14 protein-coding genes are annotated in these 13,923 nt (G+C 70.7%); 2 read left to right on the top strand and 12 right to left on the bottom strand.

Annotated elements, in window-relative coordinates; all coding sequences use genetic code 11:
* Positions 1–44 precede the first annotated feature (44 nt).
* Together ACNYS0_RS32270 and ACNYS0_RS32265 are read left to right on the top strand one after the other, a co-directional pair.
* On the top strand, positions 45–878 hold the full coding sequence (locus ACNYS0_RS32270) for a siderophore-interacting protein (protein WP_422478621.1): 834 nt from the start codon (positions 45–47) through the stop codon (positions 876–878).
* Positions 879–911: 33 nt separating this feature from the next.
* On the top strand, positions 912–1,883 hold the full coding sequence (locus ACNYS0_RS32265) for a pseudouridine synthase (RefSeq protein WP_422478619.1): 972 nt from the start codon (positions 912–914) through the stop codon (positions 1,881–1,883).
* A 9-nt stretch (positions 1,884–1,892) separates the two neighbouring features.
* On the opposite strand, the gene ACNYS0_RS32260 is transcribed toward ACNYS0_RS32265, so the two are convergent.
* The 12 genes from ACNYS0_RS32260 to ACNYS0_RS32205 form a co-directional block, all read right to left on the bottom strand.
* On the bottom strand, positions 1,893–3,419 hold the full coding sequence (locus tag ACNYS0_RS32260) for a cytochrome P450 family protein (RefSeq protein ID WP_422478617.1): 1,527 nt from the start codon (positions 3,417–3,419) through the stop codon (positions 1,893–1,895).
* Positions 3,420–3,494: 75 nt separating this feature from the next.
* Positions 3,495–4,142, bottom strand: a complete 648-nt coding sequence (locus tag ACNYS0_RS32255; protein ID WP_422406224.1) for a GTP-binding protein — start codon at positions 4,140–4,142, stop codon at positions 3,495–3,497.
* Entirely contained in the window at positions 4,123–4,530 is a 408-nt protein-coding gene (locus ACNYS0_RS32250) for a DUF742 domain-containing protein (protein WP_422478615.1), read from the bottom strand. Before ACNYS0_RS32250 ends, ACNYS0_RS32255 begins: the two co-directional genes overlap by 20 nt.
* Positions 4,527–4,934 carry a roadblock/LC7 domain-containing protein gene (locus ACNYS0_RS32245; RefSeq protein ID WP_266721521.1) on the bottom strand — a complete coding sequence of 136 codons (408 nt, stop codon included), beginning with the start codon at positions 4,932–4,934 and terminating at the stop codon, positions 4,527–4,529. Before ACNYS0_RS32245 ends, ACNYS0_RS32250 begins: the two co-directional genes overlap by 4 nt.
* A complete protein-coding gene (locus tag ACNYS0_RS32240; RefSeq protein ID WP_422478613.1) occupies positions 4,931–6,628 on the bottom strand; it encodes an ATP-binding protein in 1,698 nt (565 codons plus the stop codon). The genes ACNYS0_RS32245 and ACNYS0_RS32240 overlap by 4 nt, the downstream gene beginning before the upstream one ends.
* A 359-nt stretch (positions 6,629–6,987) precedes the next feature.
* A complete protein-coding gene (locus ACNYS0_RS32235) occupies positions 6,988–9,798 on the bottom strand; it encodes a DEAD/DEAH box helicase (protein WP_422478611.1) in 2,811 nt (936 codons plus the stop codon).
* Between the two features lie 43 nt (positions 9,799–9,841).
* The gene (locus ACNYS0_RS32230) at positions 9,842–10,756 is read right to left on the bottom strand and encodes a diacylglycerol kinase (protein WP_422478609.1); all 915 of its coding nucleotides are present in this window, start codon (positions 10,754–10,756) and stop codon (positions 9,842–9,844) included.
* 42 nt (positions 10,757–10,798) lie between these two features.
* Positions 10,799–11,773 (bottom strand): twin-arginine translocase subunit TatC, encoded by a 975-nt coding sequence (tatC, locus tag ACNYS0_RS32225; protein WP_422478607.1) that lies wholly within the window; start codon positions 11,771–11,773, stop codon positions 10,799–10,801.
* A 51-nt stretch (positions 11,774–11,824) separates the two neighbouring features.
* Complete coding sequence (tatA, locus tag ACNYS0_RS32220; RefSeq protein WP_327664193.1) at positions 11,825–12,118, bottom strand: Sec-independent protein translocase subunit TatA; 294 nt, start codon at positions 12,116–12,118, stop codon at positions 11,825–11,827.
* A gap of 260 nt (positions 12,119–12,378) precedes the next feature.
* On the bottom strand, positions 12,379–12,576 hold the full coding sequence (locus tag ACNYS0_RS32215; RefSeq protein ID WP_422478604.1) for a G protein-coupled receptor family protein: 198 nt from the start codon (positions 12,574–12,576) through the stop codon (positions 12,379–12,381).
* 9 nt (positions 12,577–12,585) lie between these two features.
* Positions 12,586–12,831 carry a hypothetical protein gene (locus ACNYS0_RS32210; RefSeq protein WP_422406232.1) on the bottom strand — a complete coding sequence of 82 codons (246 nt, stop codon included), beginning with the start codon at positions 12,829–12,831 and terminating at the stop codon, positions 12,586–12,588.
* Positions 12,832–12,949: 118 nt separating this feature from the next.
* On the bottom strand, positions 12,950–13,906 hold the full coding sequence (locus ACNYS0_RS32205) for a helix-turn-helix transcriptional regulator (protein ID WP_422406233.1): 957 nt from the start codon (positions 13,904–13,906) through the stop codon (positions 12,950–12,952).
* Between the last annotated feature and the right edge of the window lie 17 nt (positions 13,907–13,923).

The following is a 13,923-nucleotide window of genomic DNA, read 5'->3' as shown; positions in this document are numbered from 1 at the left end:
AGCTTAGGTATACCTAACTAGCTGTGATTCGAGGGAGACCGCCCATGGCCGAGCGCCCCGCACGCCCGCCCCGCAAGGCCCGCTCCGCGCAGGTCGTGCGCGCCGAGAGCCTCACACCTCACATGCGGCGGGTGGTGCTCGGCGGTGAGGGGCTCGCGGACTTCCCGCAGGAGCTCGAACACACCGACCACTACGTGAAGTTGCTCTTCGCCCCGGCCGGGGTGACCTACGAGGAGCCCTTCGACATCGCCAGGATCCGCGAGGAGCTGCCCCGCGACCAGTGGCCCGTGACGCGTACGTACACGGTGCGCACCTGGGACCCGAAGGCGCTCGAGCTCACCCTGGACTTCGTGGTGCACGGCGACCAGGGCCTGGCCGGGCCGTGGGCCGCCGGCGTCGAAGGGGGCGAGACCATCCACCTGATGGGCCCCGGCGGCGCCTACCACCCCGACCCCACGGCGGACTGGCACCTGATCGCCGGTGACGAGAGCGCCCTGCCGGCGATCGCCGCCGCCCTCGAAGCCCTGCCCGAGGGCGCGCGGGCACACGCCTTCATCGAGGTCGAGGGCCCCGAGGAGGAGCAGAAGATCGACTCCCCCGTCGAGGTCACCTGGCTGCACCGCGCGGGCCGCCCGATCGGGCAGGCGCTCGTCGAAGCGGTGACCGGGCTCGACTTCCCCGAGGGCCGCCCGCAGGCGTTCGTGCACGGCGAGGCGGGCTTCGTGAAGGAGCTGCGACGGCACCTGCGGATCGACCGCGCGATCCCCCGCGAGGACCTGTCGATCTCCGGCTACTGGCGCCTCGGGCACAACGAGGACGGCTGGCAGGCCTCGAAGCGCGACTGGAACGCGCAGGTGGAGGCCGAGCAGGAGGCCTGATCCCCGGCCCCGGCCGCCGTACCCTTTCCCTCTGTGAGAAGACGCAAGCGCCCCGCACCGCCGCCCTCCCCGCTCCCGCAGCGCGAAGGCATCGACGCCGTCCGCGTACGGATGCCGGAGGGCGGCCCGGGGCGCACCGTCCGCGATCACCTCGTGCACACACTGCCCGCCGAGGACACGGTGATCGACCGGATGATCGCGCAGGGGGCGTTCGTGACCGCGGACGGCCTCCCGGTCACCGCGGACAGCCCCTACGAGGTGGGCGGCAGCGTGTGGTTCCACCGCGAGCTCGCGCCCGAGGTCCCGGTGCCGTTCCCCGTCGAGGTCGTGTACCGCGACGAGCACATCGTGATCGCCGACAAGCCGCACTTCCTCGCCACGACGCCGCGCGGCAGCCATGTCACCGAGACCGCGCTCGCCCGGCTCCGCCGCGACCTCGGCATCGAGCGGCTGAGCCCGGCCCACCGCCTGGACCGTCTGACGGCCGGGCTCGTCCTGTTCGTGGTGCGGCCCGAGGAGCGCGGCCCGTACCAGACCCTGTTCCGCGACCGGCGGGTCACCAAGCGGTACGAGGCCGTCGCCGCGTACGACCCGGCGGTGGAGCTCCCCGTCACCCTGCGCGGCCGGATCGAGAAGGAACCCGGAAGGCTCCCCGCCTTCGAGGTGCCGGGCGGCGAGCCGAACGCCGAGAGCCGCATCGAACTCGCCGAGCACAAAGGGGACCTGGCGCTGTACCGCCTGACCCCGCACACGGGCCGCACGCACCAACTGCGCGTCCACATGAACCGCGTCGGCCTGCCGATCCTCGGCGACCCCTTCTTCCCGGAAGTCGCCGAGCGCGCGGCGGACGACGACTTCCGTCGCCCCCTGCAACTCCTCTCCCGGACCCTGGAGTTCACGGATCCGGTGAGCGGCCGCGAGCACCGCTTCGTGAGTCGAAGGGAACTCACGGCCTGGACCTCGTACGAGGAGTGGGAGCGGGGGCCGGCCGGGAAACCGGTCTAGGCAACCGGCTCACTCACCGCGCCACCAGCGCAGGAAGCGCTGCCACACCCCGGGCTTGGCCTGCCCCTGCGGGTTCGGATGCGCGTACGCGTACGGCGGCTGCGCGGCAGGTTCGGGGGCCGTCGGCTCGGCCACGGGCGGGGTCGCCGCCGGCGGTGGCATGGGCGAAGAGCCCGAAGTGATCTTCCAGTCCGGCCGCTGCGACGGCAGCTGGCCCGGCTGGGACTTCACGTCCTGCGGCGGACGCGGCGAGAAGTCCACCGGCAGCTCCACCAGGTGCCGCCCCATGATCGTCGAGGTCCACCGCAACTCGCTCTCGGGGATCTCGAGTTCGGCATCGGGCAGGCGCATCAGGAACGCGTCGACCCCGATCTCCGCCACCGCGCGCCCGATGTCCTGCCCGGGGCACTCGTGCGGTCCGCCACCGAACGCGAGGTGCGAGCGGTTGCCCATCATGTGGGCGCCGGGTTCGGGCCGCACCCTCGGGTCCGCGTTGCCCGGCTGGATGCCGAAGATCAGGCCGTCCCCCGCACGGATGCGCTGCCCGCCGAGCTCCGTGTCCGCCTTGGCGAAGTAGCCGATGTTGGCGCTGAACGGCGGCTCGTCCCACAGCGACTGCTCGACCGCCTCCGGCACGGTCATCTGCCCGCCGTTGAGCCGCGCGCGGAACCGGGGGTCGGTGAGCACCACACGCAGCACGTTCGCGATGAGGTTGGCCGAACCCTCGTACGTGGCGATGAGGATGAGCCGCAGCGTCTGCGCGACCTCGTCGTCGGTGAGCGCGGAGGGGGAGCTGATCAACGTGCTGGTGAAGTCGTCCTCGAGCGGCTCGGCGCGGCGCCGCACGGCGAGGTCCATCAGGATGCCCATCAGGTACTCGTTGCACGCGATCGCCGACTCGCCACCCTTGAGCAGATCGCGGGTGGCCTGCACGATGCGCTCGCTGTAGGCCTCGGGGGCGCCGAGCATCTCCAGCATCACCATCATCGGGAGGTGCTCGGCGAACTCGCTGACGACCTCGCAGCGGCCACGCTCGGAGAACCGGTTGATGATCTCCTGCGTGGCCCTGTTGATGGAGCGGCGCAGCTCACGGTGCTCGACGGTCTCGACGGCGGCGGTGACCGGGCTGCGCAGCCGCAGGTGCTCGGCGCCCTCCTCCATCGCGCACATGGGCTGCCAGGTGAAGACCGGGGCGAGCGGGTGCGTGGGCCCCGCGGTGCCGTCCTTGACGGCGGTCCAGTTCCGGGAGTCCCGGTTGAACAGGGAGGTGGTGCTCACCATCTGGAGGTTCTCGGTGTGCCCGAGCACCGCCCACATGGGTACGTCCTCGTGGATGAGCGCCGGGGCGACGGGGCCGTACTCGGCGCGGAGTTTCTCGTAGACACCGGCGAGGTCCGCGTCCGCCTCGGGGCCGTAGAGCCGGCGAAGGCCGTCGGGGCCGAGGGCGTGGGCGGGGCAGCCGGGCGGTGCGAGCGGGGAGTCTCCGAGTGCGTCGAATGCGGTGGGCGACTGTGGAGGCTGGGAGGGTGACGTCACGGGAATGCTCCGGTCGGTGTGGTTCGACGGAAGAAGAAGCGAACTTCGTGCGGCGACAGGTCTGTTGATGAAGCGTCAGGCGTGGTGCAGGGCCATCTCGTGCAGGAAGCGCATCAGCGTGAGCAGCACCTCGCGGCTCGACGCCCTGCGGCGCACGTCGCACTCGACGATGGGGACCTGCGGGTCCAGGTCGAGCGCCCTGCGCAGTTCCTCTGTGGGGTAGCGCGGCCCGTCGGGGAAGGCGTTGTTGGCGATCACGAACGGCACTCCGCGCTCCTCGAGCCGCCCGATCACGTCGAAGCTGACCTCGAGGCGGCGGGTGTCGACGAGCACGACGGCGCCGAGCGCGCCCTCGAACAGGCCGTTCCACAGGAACCAGAACCGCTCCTGCCCCGGCGTGCCGAAGAGGTACAGGACGAGTTCCTCGGTGATGCCGATGCGGCCGAAGTCCATGGCCACGGTGGTGGCCGTCTTGGTCTCCGAGCCGTAGTTGTCGTCGACGCCGATGCCCGCCTGCGTCATGGTCTCTTCGGTGGTGAGCGGCCGGATCTCGCTGACGGAGCCGACCATGGTGGTCTTGCCGACACCGAAGCCGCCCACGATGACGATCTTGACGGCCGATGTGACGGTGTCGGGCAGTCGTTCCTCGGCCCGGGGTCCCGGGATGTGCACGCTCATGGCGGTGTCGGACCCGGCCGTGCTGTCAGAGCTTCTGTAGTCCATGCATCACCGCTTCGAGAAGGGAACGGTCCGCGACCGCGCCGCGGATCACCGGCGCACGCGCCTGGACCAGCTCGGCCGCGAGGAGTTCGCCGAGCAGCACGGTGACCACGCTGAACGGCAGATTGAGGTAGGCCGAGATCTCAGCCGTCGACAAAGGCGTCTTGCACAGGCGGATGACGGCGGCCTGCTCGGGCGGCGAGGCCGGCGGCGGATCGCCGCGCGCCACGACCAGGGTCACCAGGTCGAGCGGGGCGCGGTCGCTTCCGTCGGTGCCGCCCGTGATCACGTACAGACGCTCGGGATCGGGCTTTGCGTCGCCCTGCTGCGCCCTGCGTTCGCGCTTGGGCGGCGGTTCCCTGAACGGGGGTTCGGGAGGACGGTGCGTCATACGGTCTGGCCGTTGCGCCTGGGCGGGCTCGTCAGATGGGCGCCGATCCGGATGACGAGATCGCGCATCTGGTGGCTGACGAGGCCCGCGTCGACGAACTGGTCGGCGAGCACGGCGAGATACGCGCCCTTGCCCGCGGCCATCAGATAGAAGAAGCCGCCGTCGACCTCGATGATGACCATGTTCATCTTGCCGCTGCTCTCCGGGATCTCCGTGGCGACGGCGGAGGCGAGGGACTGAAGTCCCGCGCAGGCGGCGGCGATCCGGTCCGCGGCATCGGGGTCACCGCCGTACCGGGCGATGCGCAGCCCGTCCGAGGAGAGTACGACCACCTGCTTCACATTGGGCACGCACTCGGCGAGCTCCTTGAGCATCCAGTCGAAATTGGCCCGTTGCTGGATCACTGACGATCTCCCTCGTCGACCTGCTGGTTGTACGCGTCGTCATGCGGCTTGGCCGAGGACTCCGGGTCCTGAGCGGCGTGCCCCACCGCGTCGGCCGCCTCGACCTGGCCCCCCTCGGGCTTCAGTCCGTTCATGAACGCCTCGACCCACAGACCGGGTTCGGGCTGCTCGGCCCCGCCGTGCTCCTGTTCCCCGGGCGGGGCGGAGCCGGGTGCCGGAGTCCCGTACGCCGCCGGGGCGGGCTCCGCCGCGGGGGGCGGCGTCGAGAGGTCCGGGTTGCGGGGCGTCACGATGATCTGGTCCTCGATGACCTTCGTGTCGTACTTCCTGCGCCGCTGCGGCAGGCCGTTGGCCCGCCATTCCGTGACCACGGGTACGTCGTCCTCCATGGCGGCGACGAGCGGGGCGGAGGGGCGCGGGCCGGTGACGGGGCGGGGTCCCGTGGTGGGGCGGCGCGTCTTCTTCAGTCGCGGCTCCTCCTTGACCGGCAGGCCCTTGTGGTCGACGCGGGGCACGGCGGAGGCGCCGATGCCGTGGGCGAGACCGGGGGCGTGCTGGGTGCTCATCATGTCGCGCGGCACGACGAGCACCGCGCGCACGCCGCCGTACGCGGACTGGCGCAGCGAGATCTGCATGTCGTACATGGCGCAGAGCCGGCCCACGATCGCGAGGCCGAGCCGCGGGTTCTCGCCGAGGTCGTTCAGGTCGTAGCCGGCCTTGGCCTTGTCCAGCATGCCCTCGGTCTTGCGGCGCTGCTCCTCGCTGAGGCTGACGCCGCCGTCCTCGATCTCGATGGCGACACCGGTCTGCACCTCGACCGCGGTGACGTGCACGCGGGTGGTCGGCGGCGAGTAGCGGGTCGCGTTGTCGAGGAGTTCGGCGCAGGCGTGGATGACGGGCTCGACGGAGACGCCCTTGATGGCCACGTCACAGATCGCGTGCAGGTCGATGCGCGGGTACTCGAGGATCCGCGACATGGCCCCGCGCAGCACGCTGTAGAGCTTGACCGGCTTGGGCCACTGCCGCCCGGGGCGGGCGCCGCCGAGGACGGTGACGGAGTCGGCGAGGCGGCCGATCAGGGCCGTGCCGTGGTCGACGCGCAGCAGGTCGTCGAAGACCTCCGGGTTGCGGCCGTGGTCCTCCTCCATCTCGCGGAGTTCCTCGGCCTGCTTGTGCACGATGGCCTGGACGCGACGGGCGACGGAGACGAAGGCGCGCTGCGCCGCGTCCCGCATCGTGATCTCCCGGTCGATCTGCTTGAGGGCCACGCTCATCAACTCGCGCTCGCCGGGCGTGACATCACGGAACTCGGGTTCGGCGTCGCAGGTGTTGCGGACGGCGTCGTAGGGCCGGTCGCCGGCGGACATCCGGTACAGGGCGTGCGGGAAGACCTCCTTGGCCACCCGCATCGTGCGGTGTTCCTGGGCGGCTATCCGGGCTTCCAACTCGGCTACGTGCCGGGCGTATTGGGCGCTCTGTGCCCTGTTGACGCGACCGCGGCGGACCGCCTCGGCCGAGACGGCGAGCACGAGGAGCACGCCGAGCGCGCCGCACAGGGCGACGGCCGGGCGGGCGGGCTCCGTGACCAGGGCGGCGGCTGCTCCGGTGGCGGCCGCCAAGACCATGGCGGGCAGCAACAGCACGCGCAGATAGGGGACTTCTCGGCCACCGGGAGGCGATTGAACACTCACCATGTATGCCCTCTGAACGGTCGGGTCTGGGAACGTCGGAGATTCAGGATGGGTCGGCACACTTGACGTACGCCGCATCACGGAACTTCGGCGCAGAAAAGAACAAGCGGCCGAATTCATCCCAACTCGGTGCGCTGTGAGCGAGCTTAGTCCCGCCGGATCATCGCCGTGTCATATTCAGCAAGGCCCTGAAATCGGCCCCGTGACAGGAATACACTCGCTCCATTTACACGCTCGGTCGTGATTCGCACACATGGAGCAATGACGTCCGCGCGCACGAACGCGCCCGAAAACGCGTCGGCGGGCCCACCTGGCATCCAGGTGGGCCCGCCGACGTATGTCCCGCTTCCGCTCCGGGGCCGCTACCCCACCGAGGAGTAGGCGACGACTCCCCTGCGCACGGCGTCCACGGCCTTGCGCGCGTTGCGCCCCACCGTGGAACCCTCCGTGGGTGCGGCCGCCGCGATCTGTCCCAGCACGTCGATGACCTGCTTGCACCAGCGCACGAAGTCGCCGGCCGGCATCTCCGCCTCCCGCAGCACCTCGTCGAGCCCCTTGCCGGAGGCCCACTGGTACGCGATCCAGGCGAAGCCGAGGTCGGGCTCGCGCTGGCCGACGCCCTCCGCCTGGTTGATCCGGAACTCCTCCTCCAGGGCGTCGAGCCGCCCCCAGATCCGCACCATCTCGCCGAGCGCCGCCTTGGCCTTGCCGGCCGGCAGCTTGGGCGCGAGCGCATCGTCCGAGACGCGCGCCTCGAAGACCAACGCCGAGACGCACGCCGCGAGTTCGGCCGGGTTGAGGTCTTCCCAGACGCCGTCCCGCAGGCACTCGCTGGCGAGCAGGTCCAGCTCGCCGTAGAGGCGGGCGAGCCGCTTGCCGTGCTCGGTCACCTCGTCGCCGCGCAGATAGTCCATCTCCGTGAGCAGCTTGACGATGCGGTCGAAGGTCCGCGCGATCGTGTTGGTGCGCCCCTCGATCCGGCGCTCCAGCTGCCCGGTGTCCCGCTTGAGCCGGTAGTAGCGCTCGGCCCAGCGCGCGTGGTCCTCGCGGTCGGAGCAGCCGTGGCACGGATGCGCCCGCAGCTCGGCCCGCAGCCGCGTGATCTCCCGGTCGTCGGCGGCCTGCGCGCGGCCCTTCTTCTTGTGCCGGTCCGGCACGATGTGGCCCGCCTTGGTGCGCAGCGCGGAGGCGAGGTCGCGCCGGGACTGCGGCGAGCGCGGGTTGAACGACTTCGGGATCCGCATCCGCTCCAGCGCCTCCACGGGCACCGGGAAGTCGATCGACGCGAGCCGCTTGACCTGCCGCTCAGCGGTCAGCACCAGCGGTCTCGGACCGTCGTGGTGCTCGAACCCGCGATGCCCGTTGGACCGGCCGGCCGGGATGCCCGGGTCGAGGACGAGCGCGAGGCCCGCGAACTTCCCGGTCGGCACATGGATGACGTCGCCGGGCTTGAGCTTCTCCAGCGCGGCCGCCGCCTGCGCGCGCCGCTGCGCCGCGCCCTGCTTGGCCAACTCGGTCTCGCGGTCCTTGAGTTCGCGCCGCAGCCGGGCGTACTCCTCGAAGTCGCCGAGGTGGCAGGTCATGGACTCCTTGTAGCCCTCGAGCCCCTCCTCGTTCTTCTGCACCTGCCGCGAGATGCCCACGACCGAGCGGTCCGCCTGGAACTGGGCGAAGGAGGTCTCGAGCAGCTCCCGGGAGCGGTGCCGGCCGAACTGCTCGACCAGGTTCACCGCCATGTTGTACGAGGGCCGGAAGCTCGACTTGAGCGGGTACGTGCGCGTGCCCGCGAGTCCCGCCAGGTACTCGGGGCTGAAGCCGCGCTGCCACAGCACCACGGCGTGACCCTCGACATCGATGCCACGGCGGCCTGCGCGGCCCGTGAGCTGTGTGTACTCGCCGGGCGTGATGTCCGCGTGCTGCTCGCCGTTCCACTTGACGAGCTTCTCCAGCACCACCGATCTGGCGGGCATGTTGATGCCGAGCGCCAGGGTCTCCGTCGCGAACACGGCCTTCACCAGGCCGCGCACGAACAGCTCCTCGACGACCTCCTTGAACGTCGGCAGCATGCCCGCGTGGTGCGCGGCGATGCCGCGCTCCAGGCCTTCGAGCCACTCGAAGTAGCCGAGGACGTGCAGATCCTCGTCGGGGATCGCCGCCGTGCGCTCCTCGACTATCGAACGGACCGTGGCCCGAGCGTCCTCGTCGTTGAGCCTGAGGCCCGCGTACAGGCACTGCTGGACGGCGGCCTCGCACGCGGCGCGGCTGAAGATGAACGTGATGGCGGGCAGCAGGCCCTCGGAGTCGAGCCGCTCGATGACCTCGGGGCGGCCCGGCGTCCAGATCCGGGAGCGCTGTCTGCGCTCCCGCTCCCGGTCGGCCTCGCGCATGTGCCGGCCGCGTCTGCGGTCCTGGTACGAGGGGCGGCTGGCCTCCATGCGCGCCATCCGCGTCAGGTCGGGGTTGACCGCCTTCTTGCTGCCCTCGCCCTCCTCGAAGAGGTCGTACATCCGGCGCCCGGCGAGCACGTGCTGGAACAGCGGGACGGGCCGGTGCTCGGAGACGATCACCTCGGTGTCGCCGCGCACGGTGTCGAGCCAGTCGCCGAACTCCTCGGCGTTCGACACCGTCGCCGACAGGGAGACGAGTGTCACGGACTCCTGGAGGTGAATGATCACCTCTTCCCAGACGGCGCCGCGGAAGCGGTCCGAGAGGTAGTGCACCTCGTCCATCACGACGTAGCCGAGCCCGAGGAGCGACTGCGAGCCCGCGTAGAGCATGTTGCGCAGCACTTCGGTGGTCATCACGACCACGGGCGCGTCGCTGTTCACACTGTTGTCGCCCGTGAGCAGGCCGACCTTGTCCGCGCCGTAGCGCTTCGAGAGGTCCTGGTACTTCTGGTTCGACAGGGCCTTGATGGGGGTCGTGTAGAAACACTTCTTGCCCTGCTGGAGGGCGAGGTGTACGGCGAACTCGCCGACGATCGTCTTGCCGGAGCCGGTGGGCGCCGCGACCAGGACGCCCTTGCCCGCCTCCAGCGCCTGGCACGCCTCGATCTGGAAGGGGTCGAGGCCGAAGTCGTACATCTCGCGGAAGTCCGCGAGCGCGGTGGCCTGCTCGGCGGCCCGCTGACGGGCTGCCGCATACCGCTCGGCCGGGGAGAGGTCCTCTGTCATCGTGCTTTCCAGCCTACCGACGACCACTGACATCGGACGATCATTATCCGGCAAGGCCCACGGCGGGGTCTCCGGCGAGGATCCGCACCGCCCCCGGCACGCACTGCGCGACCAGCGGCAACGCGCCGACCGGCTCCCCGTCCGCGTAGCCCGTGATGCCCTCGGCGGCCAGCTCGACACGCGCGGCCCGGTACACGCTCACCGCCGGGTGGTCGAGGTGGGTCCCCTTGTAGACACGCGGGAACACCTTCAGCAGGGTCGTACGGGAGCAGTCCCCGACCACGGTCACGTCGAAGAGTCCGTCGCCGGTGTCGGCGTCCGCGCAGATCCGCATGCCGCCCCCGTACGAGGTCCCGTTGCCGACGGCGATCAAGGTCGCGGGGACCTCGCGCACGCGGCCGTCGTCGAGGGTCAGCTTGAACGGCACCGCCGTGAAGGTGGCCAGTTCCAGGGCGATCGCCAGGTCGTACTTGAAGCGGCCGAGCGGGAGCCGCATCCGGTTGCCGCGGTCGTTGACGCGGGAGTCGAAGCCGGAGGCGAGCACGGTGCCGAACCAGTGGTCGCCGATCCTGCCGAGGTCGGTCTCGCGGATCAGCGAGCCCTTCAGTGCCTCGGCGACGAGTCGCCCGGCCGCTGCCGGGTCGCGGATCGGCAGCCCGAGGGTGCGGGCGAAGTCGTTGCCGGTGCCCACGGCGACGATCCCGAGCGGCGTGTCGGTCCCGGCGACCGCCTGGAGCGCGAGGTTCACGAGGCCGTCCCCGCCGACGGCCACCAGCGCCCCGGTACCCTCCGCCACCGCGGCACGCGCGCGTGCGAGGGCGTCACCGGCGTCCGTGCCGACGACGGTGCGCACCTGGAAGCCGGCGGCCCGCAAAGCAGAAGCGGCCGGCTGCGCAGCATGTGCGCCCCGGCCGCGTCCCGCGGTGGGATTGACGAAGAGGGTGATCTCACAGCTCACGGGCGGACACTAACAAGTGCCCCGCTCCGAACTGGAGTTACCTCAGGTCACATCGTCGTAACCGTTGACCCGGTCCGTTCGGGTCGCCACGTCCCCGCGCTCGGAGGTCGCCTGCTCCGGGAGCGCCCGGCTCGCCGGGACGGACTCGATCTCGCCGATGTCCTCGGGCGTCAGGTCGAGCTCGGATGCCTCGTCGTCATCGGGCCCCGCGGCCTCGCTGATCCGCCTGCGCCGGTCGTTGAGCAGCGAGAAGCACACCGCCGCGAAGTAGAGGACCCAGATGGGGCCCGCGAGCGCCAGCATGGTCAGCGGGTCGGTGCTCGGCGTCGCGACGGCGGCGAACACCGTGATGCCCATGATCATCGCGCGCCACCAGCCGAGCATCCGCTTGCCGGTGATCGCCCCGATCAGGTTGAGGAAGACGAGCAGCAGCGGCAGCTCGAAGGCGAGGCCGAAGACGAGCACCATGCGCAGCACGAGGTCGAGGAGGTCGTCGAGCGGCAGCAGGTTCTGGGCGTTGCCCGGAGTGAACTCGATGAGGACCTTCGCCGTCGTCGGCAGCACCGAGTAGGCGAAGTAGGCGCCGGCCACGAAGAGCGGCGCGCCCGTGCCCACGAACGCGTACGCGTACTTCTTCTCGTGCCGGTGCAGTCCGGGTGCCACGAAGCCCCAGAGCTGGAAGAGCCAGACGGGGGAGGCCGCCACGACACCGGCCATCAACGACACCTTCAGCGCCAGCGTGAAGGGGGTCAGCAGACCGTTGAGCGTGATCTGGGCGCAGGGCTTGTCCGACGTGGACCTGGCCAGCTCCGAGAACGACTGCTCGCAGCCGACCGAGTCGAGGATCGGCCGGGTGATCAGGTTGATGATGTCGTTGTAGAAGAACGCGGCGACGATCGTGATCGCGACGATGGCCAGGAGCGCCTTCGCGAGCCGGTTGCGGAGCTCACGCAGGTGCTCCGCGAGCGGCATCCGCCCCTCGGGATCCTTCTCCTGTTTGCGGGCAGACTTGAGCAACCCACGTCCTCATCTCGTGCGGCAGGCCGCCATGGCAGGGGCGGCCTTCGATCAGCTCTTGGTCGTCTGGTTCGTCTGCTCGTTCACGGGACGCGAGCTGTCCACGTCGCCGGGGGCCGCCTTGATGGTGCGCTGCGCCGGGGGCGTCGAGGCGTCCTGCGGCGGGTCCGAGGGGGCGGCCGACTTGTCGCCGCCCTCGCTCTTCATGGCCTTGGCCTCGCTCTTGAGGATGCGGGCGGACTTGCCCAGCGAACGCGCCATGTCGGGAAGCTTCTTCGCGCCGAACAGCAGAATGACCACTACGAGGATCAGGATGATCTCGGGTGCACCGAGCCTTCCGAACATATCCGTTTACCTTCTCACTGAGGCGGCAGGGGGCGGGGCTGCCGGTACCGATCGGACCTCGGACTGTTGTCCGACCACCGTGCTGGCAGCGATCGTATCCCGTGGGGGTAAACACGAAGCAATGCCCGTGCGTCCACCCAATTGCGGACCGCGCCTCACTACCGGACCGCCAAAGGGAGCGTACCCGCCGACCACGACCACAGGACAGGCCGCGGCGGTAAAGCGCTTTCCACGCTCCCGCCGATGGCGCCCACGGGCCGTCAGACCACGTCGCCGCCGGCCTTCGCGACCCCCACGGCGGCCTGCTCGAGATCCTCCGCCGCACGGTTGATCCGCTGCGTGGTGTCGGCCACTTGACGCCCGAGGCGCTGCGCCTCGACGAAGACCCGCACCGCGAGGACCGCCAGCACGGCGAGCCCCACGAAACCCACAGCAACCGCCAGCATCGCCCAGAACATGCGCCGAGCCTAGACGGTCTGATGGAGGCGCAGCGTACGCACCCCGCCACCGGTGAGGAGTTCGATGATGCGCTCGCCGGCGGGCTTGCGCACCGAGGTCTCGCACTCGGGGCAGGTGAACGAGTAGAACGTGGTGCGGCTGCTGCCCCCGATCGCCAACCGGATCGCCGAAGCGGCCAGTTCGAAGCGGGCACGGCAGTCGGGGCAGCCGGCCCTGAAGACGACGGGCGCCACAGTGGACGCCGTGGCGGGCATTTCGGCAATGTCAGTGAAACCGGCCACACCAGTCATGTCACACACCTCGTACCTTTTGTCCGTTCTGCACCGTACGTCGCGCCGCGTCGCCGGGGATCCGGGGGCTCGTCCAACTCCCTCACGCCACCCCGTCGTACGCCGCGAGCGCCTCGCGCGCCGCGTCCCGCGCGCTGGTCGCCAGCTCGGCGGGCGCCACGATGTGCCCGTCCCTGCCGAGCCGCAGCGCGAGCCTGCGCAGCGAGGACGGGTCCGGCGTGCGCAGCGTGATCCGCAGCCCGCCGTCCGGCAACTCCTCCGCGCTGTCGTGCGGGTAGTACTCGGCGACCCAGCGCCCGCCGGGGCCGACCTCGACGACCACCTCGGGATCCTCGGCCGCGGGCTGCACAAGCCCCTCGGACAGGTCCCGCAGCTCGACCTCCGGCGGCGCCGACGGCTCGTCCAGGACCTTGATCTCGGCGACCCGGTCGAGACGGAACGTCCGCCGCGCCTCCGAACGCCGGCACCACGCCTCTACGTAGGTGTGCCCCACGCTCACGAGCCGGATCGGGTCGATCTCCCGCTCGGTCACCTCGTCGCGGGCCGGCGAGTAGTAGCGGATCCACAGCCGGCGCCGCTCCGAGATCGCCCGGTCGACGTCCGCGAAGACGCCGCCCTCCGACTCGAAGGTGACGCTCAACCGCGCGCTGGCGCCGGCCACCTCACCGGCCGCGGCCTCCAGCTTCGCGGTCGCCCGCAGCAGCGCGAGCCGGTCGCTCTCGCGAAGGCCGGGCAGCGTCGCCACCGCGCGGGCGGCCACGAGCAGCGCGGTCGCCTCGTCGGCCGCGATCCGCAGCGGCTCCGCGACGTCGTCGGGGTTGTGCCACCAGATGCGGTCGCCGTCGGTGTCGATGTCCAGCAGATCACCGCCCCGGAAGCTCGTCCCGCACAGCGGCAGCACGTCCAGGTCGGAGATCAGCTCGTCCTCGGTGATGCCGAAGGCCCGCGCGACATCCTCCACGCGCGCGCCGGGGCGCTCACGCAGATACGTCACCAGGGACAACATCCGCCGGGTCTGGTCAATGGCGTTGGAAGCCATGCTTGTCCGTACTCCCC

Origin of the sequence: Streptomyces anthophorae (genome assembly GCF_049310305.1) — a bacterium.
GTDB lineage: Bacteria > Actinomycetota > Actinomycetes > Streptomycetales > Streptomycetaceae > Streptomyces.
This window is presented reverse-complemented; position numbering and strand designations above follow the sequence as displayed.

Excerpts from the sequence above, each read along its gene's own strand:
- ACNYS0_RS32270 (WP_422478621.1), top strand. The coding sequence starts at position 45 with ATGGCCGAGCGCCCCGCACGCCCGCCCCGCAAGGCCCGCTCCGCGCAG.
- ACNYS0_RS32255 (WP_422406224.1), bottom strand. The coding sequence starts at position 4,142 with ATGGACTACAGAAGCTCTGACAGCACGGCCGGGTCCGACACCGCCATG.
- ACNYS0_RS32250 (WP_422478615.1), bottom strand. The coding sequence starts at position 4,530 with ATGACGCACCGTCCTCCCGAACCCCCGTTCAGGGAACCGCCGCCCAAG.
- ACNYS0_RS32240 (WP_422478613.1), bottom strand. The coding sequence starts at position 6,628 with ATGGTGAGTGTTCAATCGCCTCCCGGTGGCCGAGAAGTCCCCTATCTG.
- ACNYS0_RS32235 (WP_422478611.1), bottom strand. The coding sequence starts at position 9,798 with ATGACAGAGGACCTCTCCCCGGCCGAGCGGTATGCGGCAGCCCGTCAG.
- tatA (WP_327664193.1), bottom strand. The coding sequence starts at position 12,118 with ATGTTCGGAAGGCTCGGTGCACCCGAGATCATCCTGATCCTCGTAGTG.
- ACNYS0_RS32215 (WP_422478604.1), bottom strand. The coding sequence starts at position 12,576 with ATGTTCTGGGCGATGCTGGCGGTTGCTGTGGGTTTCGTGGGGCTCGCC.
- ACNYS0_RS32210 (WP_422406232.1), bottom strand. The coding sequence starts at position 12,831 with ATGCCCGCCACGGCGTCCACTGTGGCGCCCGTCGTCTTCAGGGCCGGC.
- ACNYS0_RS32205 (WP_422406233.1), bottom strand. The coding sequence starts at position 13,906 with ATGGCTTCCAACGCCATTGACCAGACCCGGCGGATGTTGTCCCTGGTG.